The 16495-nt window shown below is 73.0% G+C and carries 10 protein-coding genes and 1 riboswitch; of the genes, 3 read left to right on the forward strand and 7 right to left on the reverse strand.

All coding sequences use genetic code 11. The features are described 5' to 3' along the window. Window positions 1–348: 348 nt before the first annotated feature. Window positions 349–1434 (forward strand): phosphotransferase family protein, encoded by a 1086-nt coding sequence (locus ACQPY4_RS10745; RefSeq protein ID WP_433335061.1) that lies wholly within the window; start codon window positions 349–351, stop codon window positions 1432–1434. A gap of 348 nt (window positions 1435–1782) precedes the next feature. Here ACQPY4_RS10745 and ACQPY4_RS10750 read toward each other — a convergent pair whose 3' ends face one another. The 3 genes from ACQPY4_RS10750 to ACQPY4_RS10760 form a co-directional block, all read right to left on the reverse strand. Next, window positions 1783–3279: an RNA polymerase sigma factor gene (locus tag ACQPY4_RS10750; protein WP_433335063.1), complete on the reverse strand. Its 1497-nt coding sequence runs from the start codon at window positions 3277–3279 to the stop codon at window positions 1783–1785. Window positions 3280–3562: 283 nt separating this feature from the next. After that, entirely contained in the window at window positions 3563–5095 is a 1533-nt protein-coding gene (locus ACQPY4_RS10755) for a sigma-70 family RNA polymerase sigma factor (RefSeq protein WP_433335065.1), read from the reverse strand. Window positions 5096–5401: 306 nt separating this feature from the next. Then, complete coding sequence (locus tag ACQPY4_RS10760; RefSeq protein ID WP_433335067.1) at window positions 5402–7435, reverse strand: substrate-binding domain-containing protein; 2034 nt, start codon at window positions 7433–7435, stop codon at window positions 5402–5404. Window positions 7436–8238: 803 nt separating this feature from the next. Here ACQPY4_RS10760 and ACQPY4_RS10765 point away from each other — a divergent pair. Both ACQPY4_RS10765 and ACQPY4_RS10770 read left to right on the forward strand, forming a co-directional pair. Next, the gene (locus ACQPY4_RS10765) at window positions 8239–9246 is read left to right on the forward strand and encodes an endonuclease/exonuclease/phosphatase family protein (RefSeq protein WP_433335069.1); all 1008 of its coding nucleotides are present in this window, start codon (window positions 8239–8241) and stop codon (window positions 9244–9246) included. A 19-nt stretch (window positions 9247–9265) separates the two neighbouring features. Beyond that, entirely contained in the window at window positions 9266–10087 is an 822-nt protein-coding gene (locus ACQPY4_RS10770) for a TrmH family RNA methyltransferase (RefSeq protein WP_433335071.1), read from the forward strand. Window positions 10088–10221: 134 nt separating this feature from the next. Here ACQPY4_RS10770 and ACQPY4_RS10775 read toward each other — a convergent pair whose 3' ends face one another. From ACQPY4_RS10775 to ACQPY4_RS10790, 4 genes are all read right to left on the reverse strand, one after another. Beyond that, window positions 10222–11223, reverse strand: a complete 1002-nt coding sequence (locus ACQPY4_RS10775) for a hypothetical protein (protein ID WP_433335073.1) — start codon at window positions 11221–11223, stop codon at window positions 10222–10224. 128 nt (window positions 11224–11351) lie between these two features. After that, a complete protein-coding gene (locus ACQPY4_RS10780; protein WP_433335075.1) occupies window positions 11352–11720 on the reverse strand; it encodes a hypothetical protein in 369 nt (122 codons plus the stop codon). Further along, entirely contained in the window at window positions 11717–14905 is a 3189-nt protein-coding gene (locus ACQPY4_RS10785) for an SseB family protein (RefSeq protein WP_433335077.1), read from the reverse strand. The genes ACQPY4_RS10780 and ACQPY4_RS10785 overlap by 4 nt, the downstream gene beginning before the upstream one ends. Before the next feature lie 72 nt (window positions 14906–14977). Beyond that, window positions 14978–16306, reverse strand: coding sequence for an aminotransferase class V-fold PLP-dependent enzyme (locus ACQPY4_RS10790; protein WP_433335079.1), 1329 nt, complete (start codon window positions 16304–16306; stop codon window positions 14978–14980). A 44-nt stretch (window positions 16307–16350) separates the two neighbouring features. Further along, window positions 16351–16465: riboswitch (SAM riboswitch) on the reverse strand. Window positions 16466–16495: the final 30 nt, after the last annotated feature.

Genomic DNA, 16495 nt, shown 5'->3' on the forward strand with positions numbered 1-16495 from the left:
GGCCCCGAATGGTCTAGTCAGGTTCATGCCCGGCAGGGCTCGGTTGAGCCCGGCCTGCCGCCATGGGCCGGGTCGGACGGCGAGAGGACGCCGGTTCCCATGCTGTCCGCTCTGAGCGGCGTCGATGCAGAGGCGTACCCAGCCGGTCGTTCGAATCCACCTGAGAATCCCTGATTCCTGAACGCCGCAAATGCGACAAGTTGGCATTCGGCGCGTCGTCGCAGGTTGGCGCGCTTTGGCGCCCGAGCGGGACGGAACCCGAACGTGGCCGGATCTGGCCGGAGAGTAACCAGCCGCCGAGTGCCGGGGGTTCCCACCCGGGACCGAACAACGTTCTAATAGGGTGTCATGACCGCTGACGCTGAACTGCCCGCCGGAGCCCCCGGCATCGACGTCCCCCGCCTCGCGGCCTGGCTGGCCGGCGCGCTGCCCGGCACCGGCCGGATCGCCGCGATCGACCTGATCGCGGGAGGACGCTCGAACCTCACCTACGCGATCACCCTGGACGGCGGGCGGAAGATCGTCCTGCGGCGGCCGCCGCTGGGGCACGTCCAGCCGACCGCGCACGACATGGGACGCGAGTACCGGGTCCTGTCCGCGCTGGGCACGGGCAGCGACGTCCCCGTCCCGAGGACGCTGGCGTTCTGCGAGGACGAGGACGTCATCGGCGCGCGGTTCTACCTCATGGACCATGTCGAGGGCCGCGTCCTGCGCACGCCCGAGGACGCCGTCGACCTCACCCCAGAGCAGGCCGAGGGGCTCAGCGAGCGGCTGGTGGAGGCGCTGGCCGCGATCCACACCGTGGACGTCGAGGCCGTCGGCCTGGGCGACTTCGGCCGTCCGAGCGGCTACATGACCCGTCAGCTCGCGCGGTGGGGCAAGCAGTGGACGGGTTCACAGGAGGCGATCCGCGCCACCGGCACCGACCGCGCCCTCCCCGAATACGACCGGCTCGTGGCCCGGCTGACCGCGCGGCTGCCCGCCGAAGCGCCCGCCCGCCTGGTCCACGGGGACTTCCGGCTCGACAACGCCCTGGCCAGGCTCGACCCCGAGCCGAGGATCGCCGCCGTCGTCGACTGGGAGATGTCGACGCTGGGCGACCCGTTCTCCGACCTCGGGCTCACCCTCGTCTACTGGGCCGAGGCCGCCGACGCCGGGTCGCTCCCCGTAGGCGCCACGATTACCGCCTCGCCCGGCTTCTTCACCCGGCGCCGCTTCGCCGAGCGCTACGCCGAGGCGACCGGGTACGACCTGGGCGACCTCGACTTCTACGTCGCCTTCGCCTGTTTCAAGCTCGCGGTCATCCTGGAGGGCATCCACGCGAGGTTCCTGCAGAACGCCACCGTCGGCGAGGGCTTCGAGAAGGTCGGCGACGGCGTCCCGATCCTGCTCGGCCGCGCGCACGCGGTCCTGGACGCGGGCGCACCCTGGTAACACGCCGCCACGCGGCACCGGAGCCGCCCTGGTAGCGGAGTGCCGGGCGGTGCGGCACGTGCGGTGCGGCACGTGCGGTGCGGCACGTGCGGTGCGGCACGTGCGGTGCGGCACGTGCGGTGCGGCACGTGCGGTGCGGCACGGGGCGTGCGGGGCGTGCGGGGCTTGCGGGGCTTGCGGGGCGTGCGGGGCGTGCGGCGCGACACGTGCGGTGCGGGGTGTGCGGCGCGGTGCGGGGCGTGCGGGGTGGTGCGAGGCGTGCGGCGAGGGGCGGGGCGGGGCGGGGTCAGGGACGTGGTGTCGGGCGGGCCGGGCGCGGGTAGGGGCGCCCGGCGCACCGGCGGGGCGTCAGGTGCACCAGGTGACGGAGGCCGTGCCACCCGGGGAGAAGGAGACCGAGCCGCTCTTGGGCCCGCCGAGGCACCAGGCCGAGTCGCGCGTGACGATGACGCGCGTCGACTGTCCCGCGCCGAGCCGTCCGCCGCCACCGGCGTTCAGATCTTCGGAGACTCCGGTGACCTGCCAGGAGATCGGGCCGTTGACCGCGGTCAGCGTGATCTTGCACTCGTCTCCGCCGCCCATCGCGCAGCCCGAGATCCGCAGGCTCGCGGGCGGCGGCGGGGGACGGTGCGAGGGCGTCGGCTTGGGCGGCGGTGCGCTGCCGCTGGGCTCGGCCGTCGTCGACTTGGACGGCGAGGGCGACTTGGACGGCGACGGGCTGGACGAGGTCGGCGTCGGCGATCCGCTGGGGGACGCGCTCGGGCTGGTGCCGGGCGGGGGCACGGCCGGGAGCGTCCCGGACGGCTGGTCGCTCGGCGAACCCTGCGACGGCCCGACCGAGGCGGTGCTGGGGCCCGAGTCGCCGCCGCCGAACGCCGACACCGAGGCGGCCAGGACGACGACGGCGGCCACGCCGCCCACCGCCGCCAGCACGAGGCGTCCCGTCCCGCCCCCGGCGGGACGTTCCTTAGCGCGCTGCGGCGCCGGAAGGTAGGGCACGGGCCAGCCGCGTCCGTCGAACGGCTCGGTCCAGGCGGCGATCGAGCGGCGGTTGTCGGCCCGGTCCGGGCTGGTCGCGGCCGTGAGGACGTCCAGCCGCAGGTCCCCGGGGATCGCGGCGATCGGCAGGACGGCCAGCAGCCGGTCGGCGGGCAGGTCGGGGGCCTCGTGCGCGCTACAGGTCGGGCAGCTGGTCACGTGCCGCGACAGCGACTGCGCGGTCTGCGCCGACAGCGGCCAGCCGTCGACCAGCGCGGACGCGCTCGGGCAGTCGTCGGTGTGGTTCTGCGCGACGAGCGCGGCGGTCAGGGCGGTGGCGAGGGCCTCTTCGGTCTCGGCGAGCAGATCGGCGGCCTCGCCCGAGCTGATCCCGAAGAGCCCGGCGAGGTCGACCGGGTCGAGCTCGTGCCGGGTCGAGAGGTCGATCGCCTCGCGCTGGCGCCCGGTGAGCGCGGCCAGCGTGCTGAAGGCCAGCTTCCTGCGCTCCTCGCGGCGGGCGATCTGCTCGTCGCTGAGGTCGCCGTCGTCGGCCTCGGGGGCCTCCTGGCCGGTGTGGCGGTTGGGGCTGTCGCGGCGCCGCAGGCACTCCTTGCGGGCGATCGCGTAGAGCCAGCCGCGCAGCCGCTCGGGCTCGCGCAGCCGGTCGACATGCTCGCGGGCCGCGATGAGGCAGTTGCGCAGCGCTCCGGCCGCCTCCACCCGATCGCGCAGAAGCCCGTGGCAATAGTCGAAGAGGAAGGGAGCGTAGGTGTCGTAGACCTCGGTCAGCGCGATGACGTCGCCGGCTCGCAGCGCGTCCGCCAGCCGAGGGTCATCGAACTGGCCGGGTCCTGGCCCACCGGACACGGAATTCCTCCAGGTCTTTTCGCTGGTTCGGACTGCCCCCGAGGAGCGGGCCGGGATCGTCCGACCCCGCTCTGGCTGCCCGATCTTGCCAGCAAATCACCCGAGATTTCTGCTTCTCGGGTGATTTGAGTGATTAATGAGCCACGGTCCGTCGCCGTCCGCGCACGTCAGGACGCTGTTCCGGCCGCCCGAAAAGTTTCGGCGCGAGGACCGGCTTTCACGGTCGTCGCGCCGATTGGACGGACCCGGCGGGGTTGCCCCGGGGCCGCTGAGGGGGCCAGTTCTAGGCGTTCTGCCCGCCGTCGCCGTCCGGAGGCGCGCATTTCCAGCTGACCTGGGCGGACGCGCCGGGGGAGATGGTGACCGTGCCGCTGCCGCCCGAGCCGGTGCAGGCGCCGGACCGCGTGACCGTGATCGAGGCCGATCCGCCCTTGGCGAGGGTGCCGCTGCCCGAGGCCGTGACGCCGCCGGACGTGCCGCTCACCGACCAGGAGACCTTGCCGCCGACCGCCCTGAGCGTCACCGGGCAGGACGACTCGCCCGCCTCCATGCCGCAGCCGCCTGCCACGAGCGTGCCCGGCTTCGCGGGGGGCTGGGAGGACGCCGGCGGGCTGGGCGTCCTGGTGGGCCGCTGGCTGGGGGACGCCGAGGCCGACGGCGTGGACGACGGCGACTCGCTCGGCGACGGCGACGTGCTGTCGGTCGGCGTCGGAGTGGGCGACGGGGACTCGCTCTCGGTCGGCGTCTGGCCCCCCGGGTCCGACGGGTCGGCCGCCGGGGAGGACGAGGCGCCGGGCGACGCCTGCGCGCTGGACCGCGACTTGGACGAGTCGGGCATCAGCAGGAACCCGCCGAAGACGACCAGGAGCACCGCGGCGGCGGTCGCGATCGCGGGCCACACGCGCGGCGGCGGCTTGCGGCGCTCGTCGGCGCCCGCGCCGGTCTTCGGCGTCTCCAGCGGGACGGGCCAGCCCCACGGGTCGAACGGCTCGGCCCGGCGGACGATCTCGTCCAGCTCGGGAATCGACTCGGGCGCGGTGATCGTGGTGAGGATCCAGCCGCGCAGGTCGGTCGGCATCAGCGCGACCGGCAGCACCTGGAGCAGGCGGCCGGTGGACACGGTGCGGTGGCGCCGCTCGGTGCAGGCGTGACAGCCGTCGATGTGCTTGATCAGCCGGTGCACGACCGCCGGGACGGGCGGCCAGCCGTCCCCGGCGACCTCGGCGGCCTCCGGGCAGCCCTGGTGGCCCGCGCGGGCGATCACCGCGGCGGCCAGCGCGTCGTCGAGACGGCGGTTGGCCTCCCAGGTCAGGTCGGTCGCCTCCTGCGCGGGCACGCCGATGACGCCGCCGATCTCACCGGCGTCCAGCCCGTGGCGCAGCATCAGGTCGAGCGACTCGCGCTCGTGGCCGCGCAGCCCCGCCAGCGCGGCATGGACGACCTGCCGCGTCTCCAGGCGGTGGGCCTTCTCGTCGGCGTTGAGGAAGACGTCCTCGACCTCGGGCGCCTCGAACCGCTCGGTCGGACGGTCGGGGTCGCGCAGCCGCCGCAGGCACTCGTTGCGCACCAGCGCGTAGAGCCAGCTGCGGAACCGCGGCGGCTCGCGCAGCCCCACGACGTGCGCGGACGCCGCGACCAGCGCGTCGTGCAGCGCGCCCGCCGCCGACTCCTGGTCGCGCAGCAGGGCGTGGCTGTAGTCGTACAGGCGCGCCGCATAACGGTCGAGCAACTGGATGAGGGCGTCGGAGTCGCCGGCGGCCAGGGACGACGCGAGGCGCTCGTCGTCCGCTCGGTCGAGACTGGGCCAACTGGACACAAGGTCCTCCGCGAACTGAGGGGCGCCAGCCGCACAGGCTGACGGTAAAGATCTTCACAGGCTTTGATAGCAGCTGTGGACCGTCCCCGGCCTCCGGCGGGGGTCCTTCCCGCCGAAACCGCGAGGAAGGTCGGAGGCCCGACGGCCCCGCTCCCCGTCGGGCCTCCACATAAACAGACGAGCGACCCCGCCGTCCGGTTGACACGGATTTCAGAAGAAATTCGAAGAACTTCCCCTGCATCGAATCCGTCACGCCACGCGCGCACCTCGTGACCCACCGTCGGCGGATCACGAGGCTCGCGAGCGTCAGTTGGACAGCCGCCGCGACAGCATCCGCAGGAAGATCGCGGTGACCTCCTGCGGGGTCTGCGCGATCTCCACGACGCCGTTGGTGGCCGTCGCGATCTGCCGCAGCTCCTCGGGGTTCACGCCCTTCCCGAAACCGATCATGTTGATCTGGATCGGCCGGTTCGGGTCGGACTCGTTCTTCAGCTTGGCCACCGTCTGCTTCAGCGTGGGGCCGTTGGTGTCGTCGTTGGCGCCGTCGGTCAGCAGCAGGACCGAGTTGCCGAACTCCGGCTTGTAGGTCCGCTTCATCTCCGCGTAGGCCGCCAGGACGCTGTCGTAGAGGCCGGTGTTGCCGTCCGGCTTGGGACGCATCCGGTTCAGCTGCGACAGCACCATGCTCCGCCGGGTGATCGACCCGATGCGCTCGCCCAGCGCGCCCACCGGCACCACGGGACGGTAGTCCTTCTGGCCGTCCATGTTGGTGGAGAACAGCCACAGGCCGAGCTCGGTGTCCGGCGACATCATCGACAGCCCGCCCTGCGCCACCTGGGCCGTCGCCTGCAGGCGGGTGGCCGTCGGCGACACCTTCTCGGCCATCGAGCCGGACACGTCGATCAGCGTGACCAGGCGCAGCCCGAGCGACAGCCGCGACCACGACTGCATGATCTTCGCGACGTCCGTGGCCTTGGGGTTGGGCAGCTGCTTGGGCGTCTCGGGGTCAACGCCGAACTTGGCGTCGAAGCCGCCGGGCGCCCGGCCGTCGGACGTACGGAAGCCCAGGTCGCGCACGTCGTTGCGGGCCGCCTCGGTGTTGAACGCCTTCTCCAGCAGCCCGGCGGCGCGTCCCTTGTCACCGTCGTTGGTGGTGATGGTGACCGGATAGTCCTGCGCGAGCGTCCCCTCGATCGGGTACAGCGCGACGGCCGGTTCCTCCGGATTGCCCCGGTTGTACTGCCACAGGGCCTGCTCGGACGAGAGCGCGACCGGCTGCTTGCCCACGCGTCCCTTGCGGAACTGCCCGTACTGGGCCTGGACGGTCGGCTGGGTGCTCTCGCGGACCGCGCGGACGATGCCGGTGAAGCGCGCGGCCTTGTTCGGGTCGTTGTCCAGCAGCGCATTGGCGATCATCAACGCCGACATCCCGGAGGCCGTGCGCGACGGGTCGGGCACCAGCAGCCGCGCCGCACCCGGCGGGATCAGCTGGTTCTTGGTGACGCCGCCGGTGGACGAGCCGCCGCCGATGCGCAGCAGGTTGTCCCACGACGGTCTGCTCGTCACGCCCTGCTTCTTCAGCTTGGCCGACAGCGTGCGCGGCACCCCGACCACGACGGGGCTCGAAGCGACCGAGGTCTTGGTGAACCGGACGGCGTCCTTGCCCTTGGGGGCGTTGCGGACGATCGAGGGCCACAGGGACGAATCGGGGACCCAGACGTCCGGCCGGGTGGCGCCGCCCGCCGTCACGCCCTGCCCCGACAGCACCGTCGTCACCGAGGAGGGCTCCGCCTTGGCGACCACGGCGCGCGCGCACTTGCCGCCGACCTTGTGGCGGGCGTCGTTGAACCGCTTGGCCGCCTTGGTCACCGCGGGCTCGATGTCGGGCGCCGCCGACACGTTCAGCTTGAGCGCGTCGTCGCCCGAGCAGCCGCTGCCGCTCTCGGCGAACGCGTAGACGCCCACGCCCAGCAGCAGCGCCAGGCCGATCGCCCCGGCCATGGGCCCGATCAGCGCGCTCAGGCTGCGGCGCTTGCGGTTGCCCCCGGACGCGTGGCCGCCGGAGCTGCGACGTCCGCCGCCGCCCCCTCCGCCGCCGCCGTATCCGCCCGAACCACCGGAGTCACCCGCCCGTCCGCCGAAGAAGCCCGTCGGCTGCTCGGACGACGATCCGTAGGTCGGCGCCCCGAGAGGCTGCTCCGACGACCCGTACCCCGAACCGGCGGGCCCGGACGAGCCACGGCCGGGAACCGAGGGCGAGGTGCGTCCCAGCCCGTAGCCGCCCGCGTCGGACGCGCCCGTGAACCCGCCGACCCCGAAGGCCGGCTCCTCGGACGGCACCCGAGACACGCCCCCGGGAGTCTCGCCCGGCGTCACGCCGTAGCCGCCGCCGGACCCCGAACTCGCGCCGCTCCCATAACCGCCGCCGACCTCACCACCGCCGTACGGTGTGCTCGCGCTCGCCCCCGGCTCACCGCCGTACGGGACGCGGGGGCTGGCTCCGGGCTCAGCGCCATACGGGGAACCCGGGCTCGCGCCCGACTCGCTCCCGTACGGGGAACCCGGGCTCGCGTACGGAGCGCTGGGACTCGCCCCAGGCTCGCTCCCATACGGAGCGCTGGGGCTAGCTCCCGGCTCGCCGCCGTACGGAGTGCTGGGGCTGGCTCCAGGCTCGCTTCCGTATGGGGAACTCGGGCTCGCACCCGGCTCGCCGCCATACGGGGTGCCAGCGCTTGCGCCAGGCTCGCCGCCGTATGGGGTGCCAGCGCTTGCGCCGGGGTTCCCGCCCGGGCCGAACCAGTCCGACGAACCGTCGTTGGCGGGGCCGAAAACTGGAGTGGAGGGGTCGTACCCACCGTCACCCGGGGACTCTTCCGGGAGGTCATTGTGATGACGACCGCTCACGGTTGCCTCGTTTCAACAGATACCCGTCCGTGCTCACCGGCACTGTAGTAGTACGAACGGGAGGTTACAAAGACCTCAAATTTGATAATGCCGCAGGTCATGAGCTTACGTGATGCCAACCACGCAACTGGACATGTCGATCATGAATCCCGTTCGGTGGACTGGGCGGACGGCAACTCGCCGGACCCGCCGATCGTCATCACATCAGGGGCACGTGCGGGACCGGACAGGGGGTGCGGGTGAGCGAGTCGACCGCGACCGAGGAGGCCGCGTCGGAACGGCCCGTGACCAGCGTCCAAAGCGGCAGGATCCGGACCGTCGCGGCCTGGACGGGCGTCACGGCCTGGGGGACGTGGGCGCTGCTGAGGTGGGCCGGAGGCGACCGCGTCCCCGGCATCGACGTGATCGCCGCGCCCGTCCTCGCGCTGACGCCGTACGCCGTGGCGGCGTCCCCGATCCCGGTGCTCCTCGCCGCCGGGCTGCGCCGATGGCGCGCCGCGACCGCGGCCGGGGCCGTGGCGCTCGCGCTCGCGGCGGCCGTGGCGCCCCGGGCCATCGGAGGCGGCGAGCCCGCCGCGAAGGGCCCCGTCGTCCGCGTGCTCACCGCCAACGTCTACTTCGGCGAGGCCGACCCCGCGCGGCTCGCCGACCTGGTCAGACGCGACCGCGTCGACGTGCTCAGCATCCAGGAACTCCCGCCGCACGCCGTCGAGCGCTACGAAAGCGCCGGACTCTCCGCGCTCCTGCCCCACAAGGTCATCGATCCCCGCGACGGCGCGGCCGGAAGTGGCCTCTACTCCCGCCACCCTCTCCGCGCGCTTCCAGAGCTCCCTGACACCCAATTGGCCATGCCCCGCGCTGAGCTGACCCTTCCCGGCGGCCGGACGGTCGAGATCACGGCCGTCCACCCCGTCCCGCCGCTCGCCGGCCGCGCCCTGCGCGACTGGAGGCACGACCTCGCCGTCCTCCCCTCGGCCAGCGACGGGGGAACGGTGCGGATTCTCGCCGGAGACTTCAACGCCACCTTCGACCACGCGAACTTCCGGCGGCTGGTCGGCCGTGGCTACGCCGACGCGGCCGACCGCGCGGGCGCGGGCCTGAAGCCGACCTGGGGCCAGGCGCCCCGCCCCCTCCTCACCATCGACCACGTGCTGGTGGACGAGCGGTGCGCCGTCCGGAAGGTCGAGGTGCACGACCTGCCGGGCAGCGACCACAACGCGGTCCTCGCGGAGATCCGGCTGCCCTGACATCCGCCAGAATCGGGGGATGGCCCACCTCGTCCACGTGACTGACCCCGCAGACCCGCGCCTCGGCGACTACACCGGGCTGCGCGACATGAACCTGCGCAAGAGCCTGGAGGCCGAGCACGGGCTCTTCATCGCCGAAGGCGAGAAGGTGATCCGCCGTGCCGCCGGGACCGGCCATCCCGCGCGCTCGTTCCTGATGGCGCGGCGCTGGGTCGAGCCGCTGGCCGACCTCCTGGACGAGATCGACGCCCCGGTCTACGTCGCCGACGACGCCACCGTCGAGGCCGTGGCCGGTTTCCAGGTGCACCGAGGCGCCCTGGCCTCCATGCGCCGCCTGCCGCCCCTGCCCGTCGCGGACGCCGTCGCCCCGGCCCGGCGGCTGCTCGTCCTCGAAGACCTGGTCGACCACGCCAACGTCGGAAGCATCTTCCGCTGCGCCGCCGCCCTCGGCATCGACGCCGTCGTGCTGTCCCCGCGCTGCGCCGACCCGCTGTACCGCCGCTCGATCAAGGTGTCGATGGGCGCGGTGTTCGCCGTCCCGTATGCGCGGATGACCAACTGGCACGACGACCTCGGCGAGCTCCGCACGGCGGGCTTCCGCCTGCTCGCTCTCACACCCGACCAGTCGTCGGTGCCGCTCGACGCCGCCGACCTGGGCGACCGCGCCGCGCTCCTGCTCGGCTCCGAGGGCGACGGCCTCTCCTCACGGTGGCTCAAGGAGGCCGACGAACGCGTCTGCATCCCCATGAGCCCGGCCGCCATGGCCAACGGCGTCGACTCGCTCAACGTCGTGGCCGCCGCGGCCATCGCCTGCCACGGCCTGATGCGCGGCGTCCACTGATTCACCCCACTCGCGCGTTCTGAACTTGCGGGCGATCAGTTTCGTCCCGCACTCGCGCGTGTGAGCGAAGCTCACGTGTCCGGAAGGTGCGGCGATCGGCTTCGTCCCCGCGCTCGCGCGCGTGGCCGGGGGCTTTACTTGCCGAAGGTTCCGCGCTTGGGACGGCGGTGAGCGCCCTTGGCACGGGCGGCGGCCGCCGCGTTGCGCGGACGTCCCAGGCGCAGCTGGGTCATCAGCAGCGAGAACGCCACCATCAGCGCCGCCAGCCACGCGATCTGCGTGCTGGCCATCCGCTCGAACGTGAGGTCCTGGGCGATCGGCGCCTTGTTGTTGCGGAGCCTGCTCTCCGGCGTCGGCGTCACGTTCGGAGCCACCGAGGGGCTCGGCGCCTGCTGGATCGGAGGCAGCGCCACCTGCGGGTTGCTGTTCGGCGACGGCGGCGTGTACGTGCTGTTGTTGTTCGGGGTGTTGTTGTTGCCGCTGTTGCTGTTCCCGCCGCTGTTGTTCCCGTTACCGCCGCCACCGCTGTTGTTGTCGTCGTTCTCGGTCTTCGTCGGCGACGGCTTGGGCTTCGGCTTGGTCGGCGTCGGCGAGGGCTTCGGCGGCTTGGACGTCGGCGGCTTGGGCGGCTTGGTCTCGTCCGGCTCGTCGTCCTTGATCGGCGTGTACACGATCGTGGGGCCCGAGTCGCCGCCTTCCAGGGCGTTGCCCTCGCTCATGCCCTTGACGGTGACCTTGAAGTCGAGGGTGGTGAGCTGCTTCAGCGTCTTCGGCAGCGATACGACCGCGGTGACGGACTCGGGCTCGGACGTGACGGTGTCGAAGTCGCATCCGGCCGTGAGGAACTGCGGGCAGCGCGGGGGAGGCGTCACGATCGGCTTGACCGTTGCTCTGGAGGATTTCACCTCGACGCCGGAGATCCGGGCTTCCTTCACGGTGCCGTTCTGGGCCCTGAGGGTCACCGTCACCGGCACCTCGGTGCCCGCTTCGACCTTGGTGTCCGCGACGGTCACCGTGACCAGAAGGTCCGGCGCCGCGCCGGGTTCGGGTTCGGCCAGGACGGGGGAGGCGCCCATGGCCAGGATCGCCGCCGTGCCGAGTCCTACAAAGATCGGCCTGCCTGGTCGGGAAAGCACCGCGCCAGCTCCTCCATCGCGTTCATCGTTGAGCGCCCGAGGCGGACCTGGGCCCCAGGTTCGCCACCGGACTCATGCGAACACGGAACCGCGCCCCAAATCAACCCCAGGAGGTGAACTCTAGTTGATCAGGCGAAAACTTCGCGAATGTCCTCGATCTCGGATCGGGGCGCCCAGGCCTGCCACACGCCGTGGTCGACGCGGTCGAGTTCGAGACGCTCAGCCGAGGACGAACGACCGCCGGTGTACTCGACCCGGAGCCATCCTTCGTGCTCACCCACGATCACAAAAGGCTCTCCGCGCCAGGTCCCGACCGTGCGGACGTAGCGGAGCTCCTCGATCTCCGAGGCCGGGACGATCCGCCGGAAGCGTCCCGGGCGCAGTTCGTCGAACCCGTCGGTCGGGTCGGGCGTGTAGAGCCGGATCTCGCCGTCGGCGCCGGGGGCGGCCTCGAACTCGCGGCCGAGCCATCGGGCGACGTAGCCGTCGCGGATCACTGGGCGGCCTCCGTCCGGCCGTCCGCCTGCTGGGTGGCGGGATCGGGACGCAGCCAGGCGAGGCGGTCGGGGTCGTACATCGCCACGAACTGCTCTGAGCGGTCCATGCCGAGGTAGTACATCTCCGCCCCGTATGGGAGCCGGACGCTGTCCACCTTGTACTCGCGGATGGAACCGGCGCTGCCGGGCGCGAAGCCGCCGCCGAGGAACGGGGCGCGCTCGATGACCCAGCCGTCCTCGCCCCAGGCCGCGACCTCCTCCTCGGAGCGTCCGCCGAAGGGGATGCGGTAGAGGTCGGGGCAGTACGCGGGCCAGCGGATCACGTAGACGCCTTCGTCCGCCGGGTCGAAGGGCGAGTCGTCGTAGAGCAGCCCGAGCGTCTCGTACAGCTGGACGGGCGTCTGCAGTTCGGCGACGTCGGCGGTCTGGTGGACGAAGCCGCCCACCCGGTCGTACCCCTGTTCGAGGTACCAGCCGACATGGCCGTGCGGGACGACCTTCTGCATGATCGACGGCTCGGTGAGCCGGTCGGCGTCGGGCGCGGGCAGCGGGCGCGGCGCGACCGGTTCGGGGGTCGGCGGCGCCGCCTCGAACGACTGCGGCACCGTGACCGTCTCGACGGGCTGGGGTTCCGGTTCGGGCTCGGGCGCCGGCTCCGGCTCCGGCTCCGCGACGGGCTGCTGGTGCTGTGACGGCGGCGGCAGCGGGACCTCGGGCCTGGGCTGGACGAGCCCCACCCGGACGGCCCACTCGCTGAGCGCGCGCACCTGGTCGCCGCGCAGCGAGGCGCCGATGCGGGTGCCGGGGTTGAGGTGCATCGCCCAGTCGTCGCGCGGCCACGAGCCGATCAGCTCGCGGAAGTCGGCGTACACGAACCGCGACTCGGGGAGCACCTCGCGCAGCCGCACCAGCGAGGTGAACACCTGGACCGACGACGGGTCGCGCAGCGCCGCCTCCCAGCGGAACTCGCGCTGGACGGGCGTGACCTCGAGCGGCGCGTCCAGCGGGATCGGGACCAGCACGTTCGCGGCCATCAGCACCCGCAGGAACGCGTCGGAGTCGCCGCTGAGCGCGGCCTCGTACAGCTCCTGGTCGATCCGGTTGCCCGGTTCGAACTCCTCGACCGGCTCCTCCGGCTCGTTCGCCTGGACGGTCTCCGGCTCGGGAGGCGGCACCGGCTCGGTCACGGGCTGCGCCTGCGTCTCGGGGACGGCGGGCCGCGGCTCGGCGGGGACGTCCCGCGGCTGCGGTTCGGGCGCGGGCTGCGGGATGGGCCGGGCCGTGGCGGGGCCGCCGAGCGCCCGGATCTGCTCGGGCGGAAGCGTGGCGTCCACCGGGGTGCCCGGGTTGATCACCAGCGTCCAGCCGGAGTCGGGCCAGGCGGAGGCGATGTCGACGAAACTGGGCATCACGAAGCGCGAGGAGCCGATGGCCTCGTTCATCCACTTCAGCGAGGTGAAGACCTGGATGGACGGGGTGCCCTGGACCAGGACGGGCCGCCAGGGGAACTCCGGGTCGTCCGGCGTGATGCCCCACGGCACCTCGGGATCGGCGGGCACCAGGACCTGCGCGCCCAGCAGCACCTTGAAGAAGGCGTCGGTGTCGCGGCGGCGCGCGGCGTCCAGCAGGCGCTGCTCGACCTCGTTCTGCGGGTCGAACGTCTCGGCCATGCGGCGCGCGGCGCGCTGGTCGGCCCAGACCGCCAGGCCGGGCAGTTGCTCGGCCAGGATCGTCCCTCCGGCGGGGGAGCCGGAGTTGATCGCCAGCAGCCAGCCCGGGTCGGGCCAGTAACGCAGGACGGCGGTGAAGGCGAGCTTGATGTAGTCGGAGCCGGTCGCCCCGGCGTCCACCAGCCGCTCGGGCGAGGTGAAGATCGGCACGACCGTCGCCCCGTCGACCTCGCGCGTCTGCCACGGGAAGCCGGGACGTCCGGGCCGCTGCAGGTAGTCCATGTCCTCGGGGATCGGGACGAGGACCTCGGCGTCGGCCAGGGTCTGGAGGAAGAGGTCGTGGTCGTTGGACGTGGCCGCCCGCAGCAGACCCCGCTCGACGTCGTTGGCGGGCTGGAACTCCGGCCGCCGCTCCTCACGCGGCAGGTCGCGGTGCTGCGCCTGGAGTTCCTCCCAAGGCTGCTGGTCGTCCACGGGGCCGGGCGCGGCATGCGCACCCCGCGAAACCGGCCCCGGCGGGGCCGCATGCTCCCCGGTTGCCCCGACGGGCTCCGACGGGTTCGGATTCGCCGCGGGCGCGAGCGGGTCGGATCCCACTGGCGCCGCATGCTCACCGGAAGCAACGGGGGCCGCGCCGTGCTGCGCCGGACCGGACGCCGCAACGTGCTTGCCCCCCGCCGCGTCCTCGCCTACGGGGGCCGGGGCAAGAGGGTCCGCCGGCGAGGCGTGTTCGTCTCCAGGGGCCGGGGCGAGCGGGTCGGACGGCGAGGCGTGCTGAGGCGCCGCGCCGGGAGCCGCCGCGAGCCCGCCCCCGGGAGGCTGTGTTGCGTCCTGGGGGGCGGTGTGTTCGACCGCGGGGGCGAGCGGGTCAGCCGGTGAGGTGTCCCGGGGCCCAGGGCCCGGCGCTGCCGCGGGGGCCGGGGCATGGTGGGGTGTCGGCGTGTGGCCGCCCCCAGGGGGCTGTGCCGGGGCGAGAGGGTCGGACGGGGCGGTGCCCGGGCGGGCGCCTGCGGGCTCGGCGGCCGGTCGGGGGGATGGGGCGCCGAGGGTGGGGCGGCCGACCTCCGGGGGACGGGTGTCGCCGTCGGCGATCTGGCGGATGAACCAGGCGGGCAGGCGGGCCTCGATGGGCAGGGGCGCGATCTCGACGCCCTTGGCGGGGGCGTCGACCGCGAGCCACCAGCGGGCGTCGGGCCAGGTGTCGGCGAGGTCGGAGAACTTCAGCCGCATGAAGTGCCGGTACGCCGGGCCGAGGCAGGTCCGCATGGCCATGGCGGAGGTGTAGACGAGCACGAACGTGCGGCCGTCCTCCTCCTGGGCCGGCCATGTGGGCTGGGCCTCGTTGGCGAGGACGTCGTCGATCAGGTCCGGCGGGACGGGCACCACCAGCTCGCTCTCGGCGAGAAGGCGGAAGTACCCCTCCTGGTTGCCCGAACTGACGGACTCCTGCAGCCTGCGTTCGAGTTCCGACGTGGGTTGCCACGCGTCGGCCACGATCGCTACCCCCTGTTTCATCCCGCGCGTTCCTCCGCCCGCGTCACCGAGCGGACCCGCCTACGCTACATGGGCGAACAGGACCAAAGCTCCCTATCGGCCGCCGTGGGCGACCTGGTCCGGCACTTGCCCGCGCGTCCCGTAGGCCAGACGCGCGAGGGCGGACAGGAGCCTGTCGACGTGCTCCTGCGTGGTTCCGATACCGAAGCTCGCGCGCACCGCCGTTCCCTGGCCCTGAGTGCAGCCCTCGCCCTGGTCACCCGCGTCGAGCAGGTGCTGGACGAACGGGTGCGCGCAGAACTTCCCGTCCCTGACACCGATGCCGTGCTTCCCCGACAGCGTAAGCGCCACATCGCGTGCGTTCCAGCCGTCCACGACGAAAGACACGATTCCCACCCGGGGGTTGCGCCCACCCCACAGAGTGAGTTCGCGCACACCCGGCAGGACGGCGATTCCCCGGCGCAGGCTCGCCAGCAACCGCTCCTCGTGCTCGATGAGGCCGTCCCAGCCGGTCGCGGCGAGGGTCTCGCAGGCGGCGGCGAGGGCGATGACGCCCAGGACGTTGGGCGTCCCGGCCTCGTGGCGCTGCTGGGCGTCGGTGGCCCAGCGGGTGCTGTCGCCGCCGTCGGTCACCGCGGCGCTGGCGCCGCCTCCCTTGAGGTAGGGGTCGGCGGCGCGCAGCCAGTCGGCGCGGCCCGCCAGGACGCCCGCGCCGAACGGTGCGTAGAGCTTGTGTCCGGAGAAGGCGACGTAGTCGAGGTCGAGCGCGGACATGTCCAGGGGGCGGTGCGGGACGAGCTGCGCGGCGTCCACCACGATTCGGGCGCCGTGGCCGTGGGCGACGCGGGCGAGCTCCTCGATCGGCCACAGCTCGCCGGTGACGTTGGACGCGGCGGTGACCACGAGCAGGCGCGGGCCCGCCGGGGCCTCGGCCAGCGCCCGGTCGGCGGCGGAGATCGCCTCTGCCGGGGTCGCGGGCGCGGGGAGCCGCACGGCCCGCTTCCAGGGGAGCAGCGTGGCGTGGTGCTCGGTCTCGAAGACCACGGCCGTGGTGCCCTGCGGCGCGGCGTGGGCCAGCAGGTTCATGGCGTCGGTGGTGTTGCGGGTGAAGACGACCGCCGCGCGCCGCCAGGCGCCCAGGAAGTCCCGGACGGTCTCGCGGGCCTTCTCGTAGGCCTCCGTGGTGACCTGCGAGGCGTAGCCCGCGCCCCGGTGGACGCTGCTGTAGTAGGGGAGCGCGCGGGTGATGGCGTCCTGCACGGACTCCAGACAGGGCGCGCTCGCGGCGTAGTCGAAGTTGGCGTAGGTGACGGTGCGGCCGTCGTCCAGCGGGACGGTGGCGTCCGTGCCGATGACGCGCGGCTCGACCGCGGGGACACGGGACGCGGGGGTGGCGACGGCGGTGAGCGTGGCTGCGGACATGCGGGGCTCCTCGGAGTCCAGGGACCCCGGGAGTTCTCCGGCGGGATCCGCGCTTGCCGGAACGCGGTCGCGTCCGGCCTGGTCCTCACCCGGGGCACCCCATCGCGGACGAAGGGTTGCCGGCCAGCAAGCCGGGGCTTGACGCTGGCGCTCATGACCTAATGCGGAAGTATATGCACTGGCCGACGG

The organism is Spirillospora sp. CA-294931 (assembly GCF_050946795.1).
Lineage (GTDB): Bacteria > Actinomycetota > Actinomycetes > Streptosporangiales > Streptosporangiaceae > Spirillospora.

What these genes read in the sequence shown, in the direction of transcription:
- ACQPY4_RS10770 (WP_433335071.1), top strand. Translation starts at nt 9,266, where the DNA reads ATGGCCCACCTCGTCCACGTGACTGACCCCGCAGACCCGCGCCTCGGC.
- ACQPY4_RS10785 (WP_433335077.1), bottom strand. Translation starts at nt 14,905, where the DNA reads ATGAAACAGGGGGTAGCGATCGTGGCCGACGCGTGGCAACCCACGTCG.
- ACQPY4_RS10790 (WP_433335079.1), bottom strand. Translation starts at nt 16,306, where the DNA reads ATGTCCGCAGCCACGCTCACCGCCGTCGCCACCCCCGCGTCCCGTGTC.
- ACQPY4_RS10745 (WP_433335061.1), top strand. Translation starts at nt 349, where the DNA reads ATGACCGCTGACGCTGAACTGCCCGCCGGAGCCCCCGGCATCGACGTC.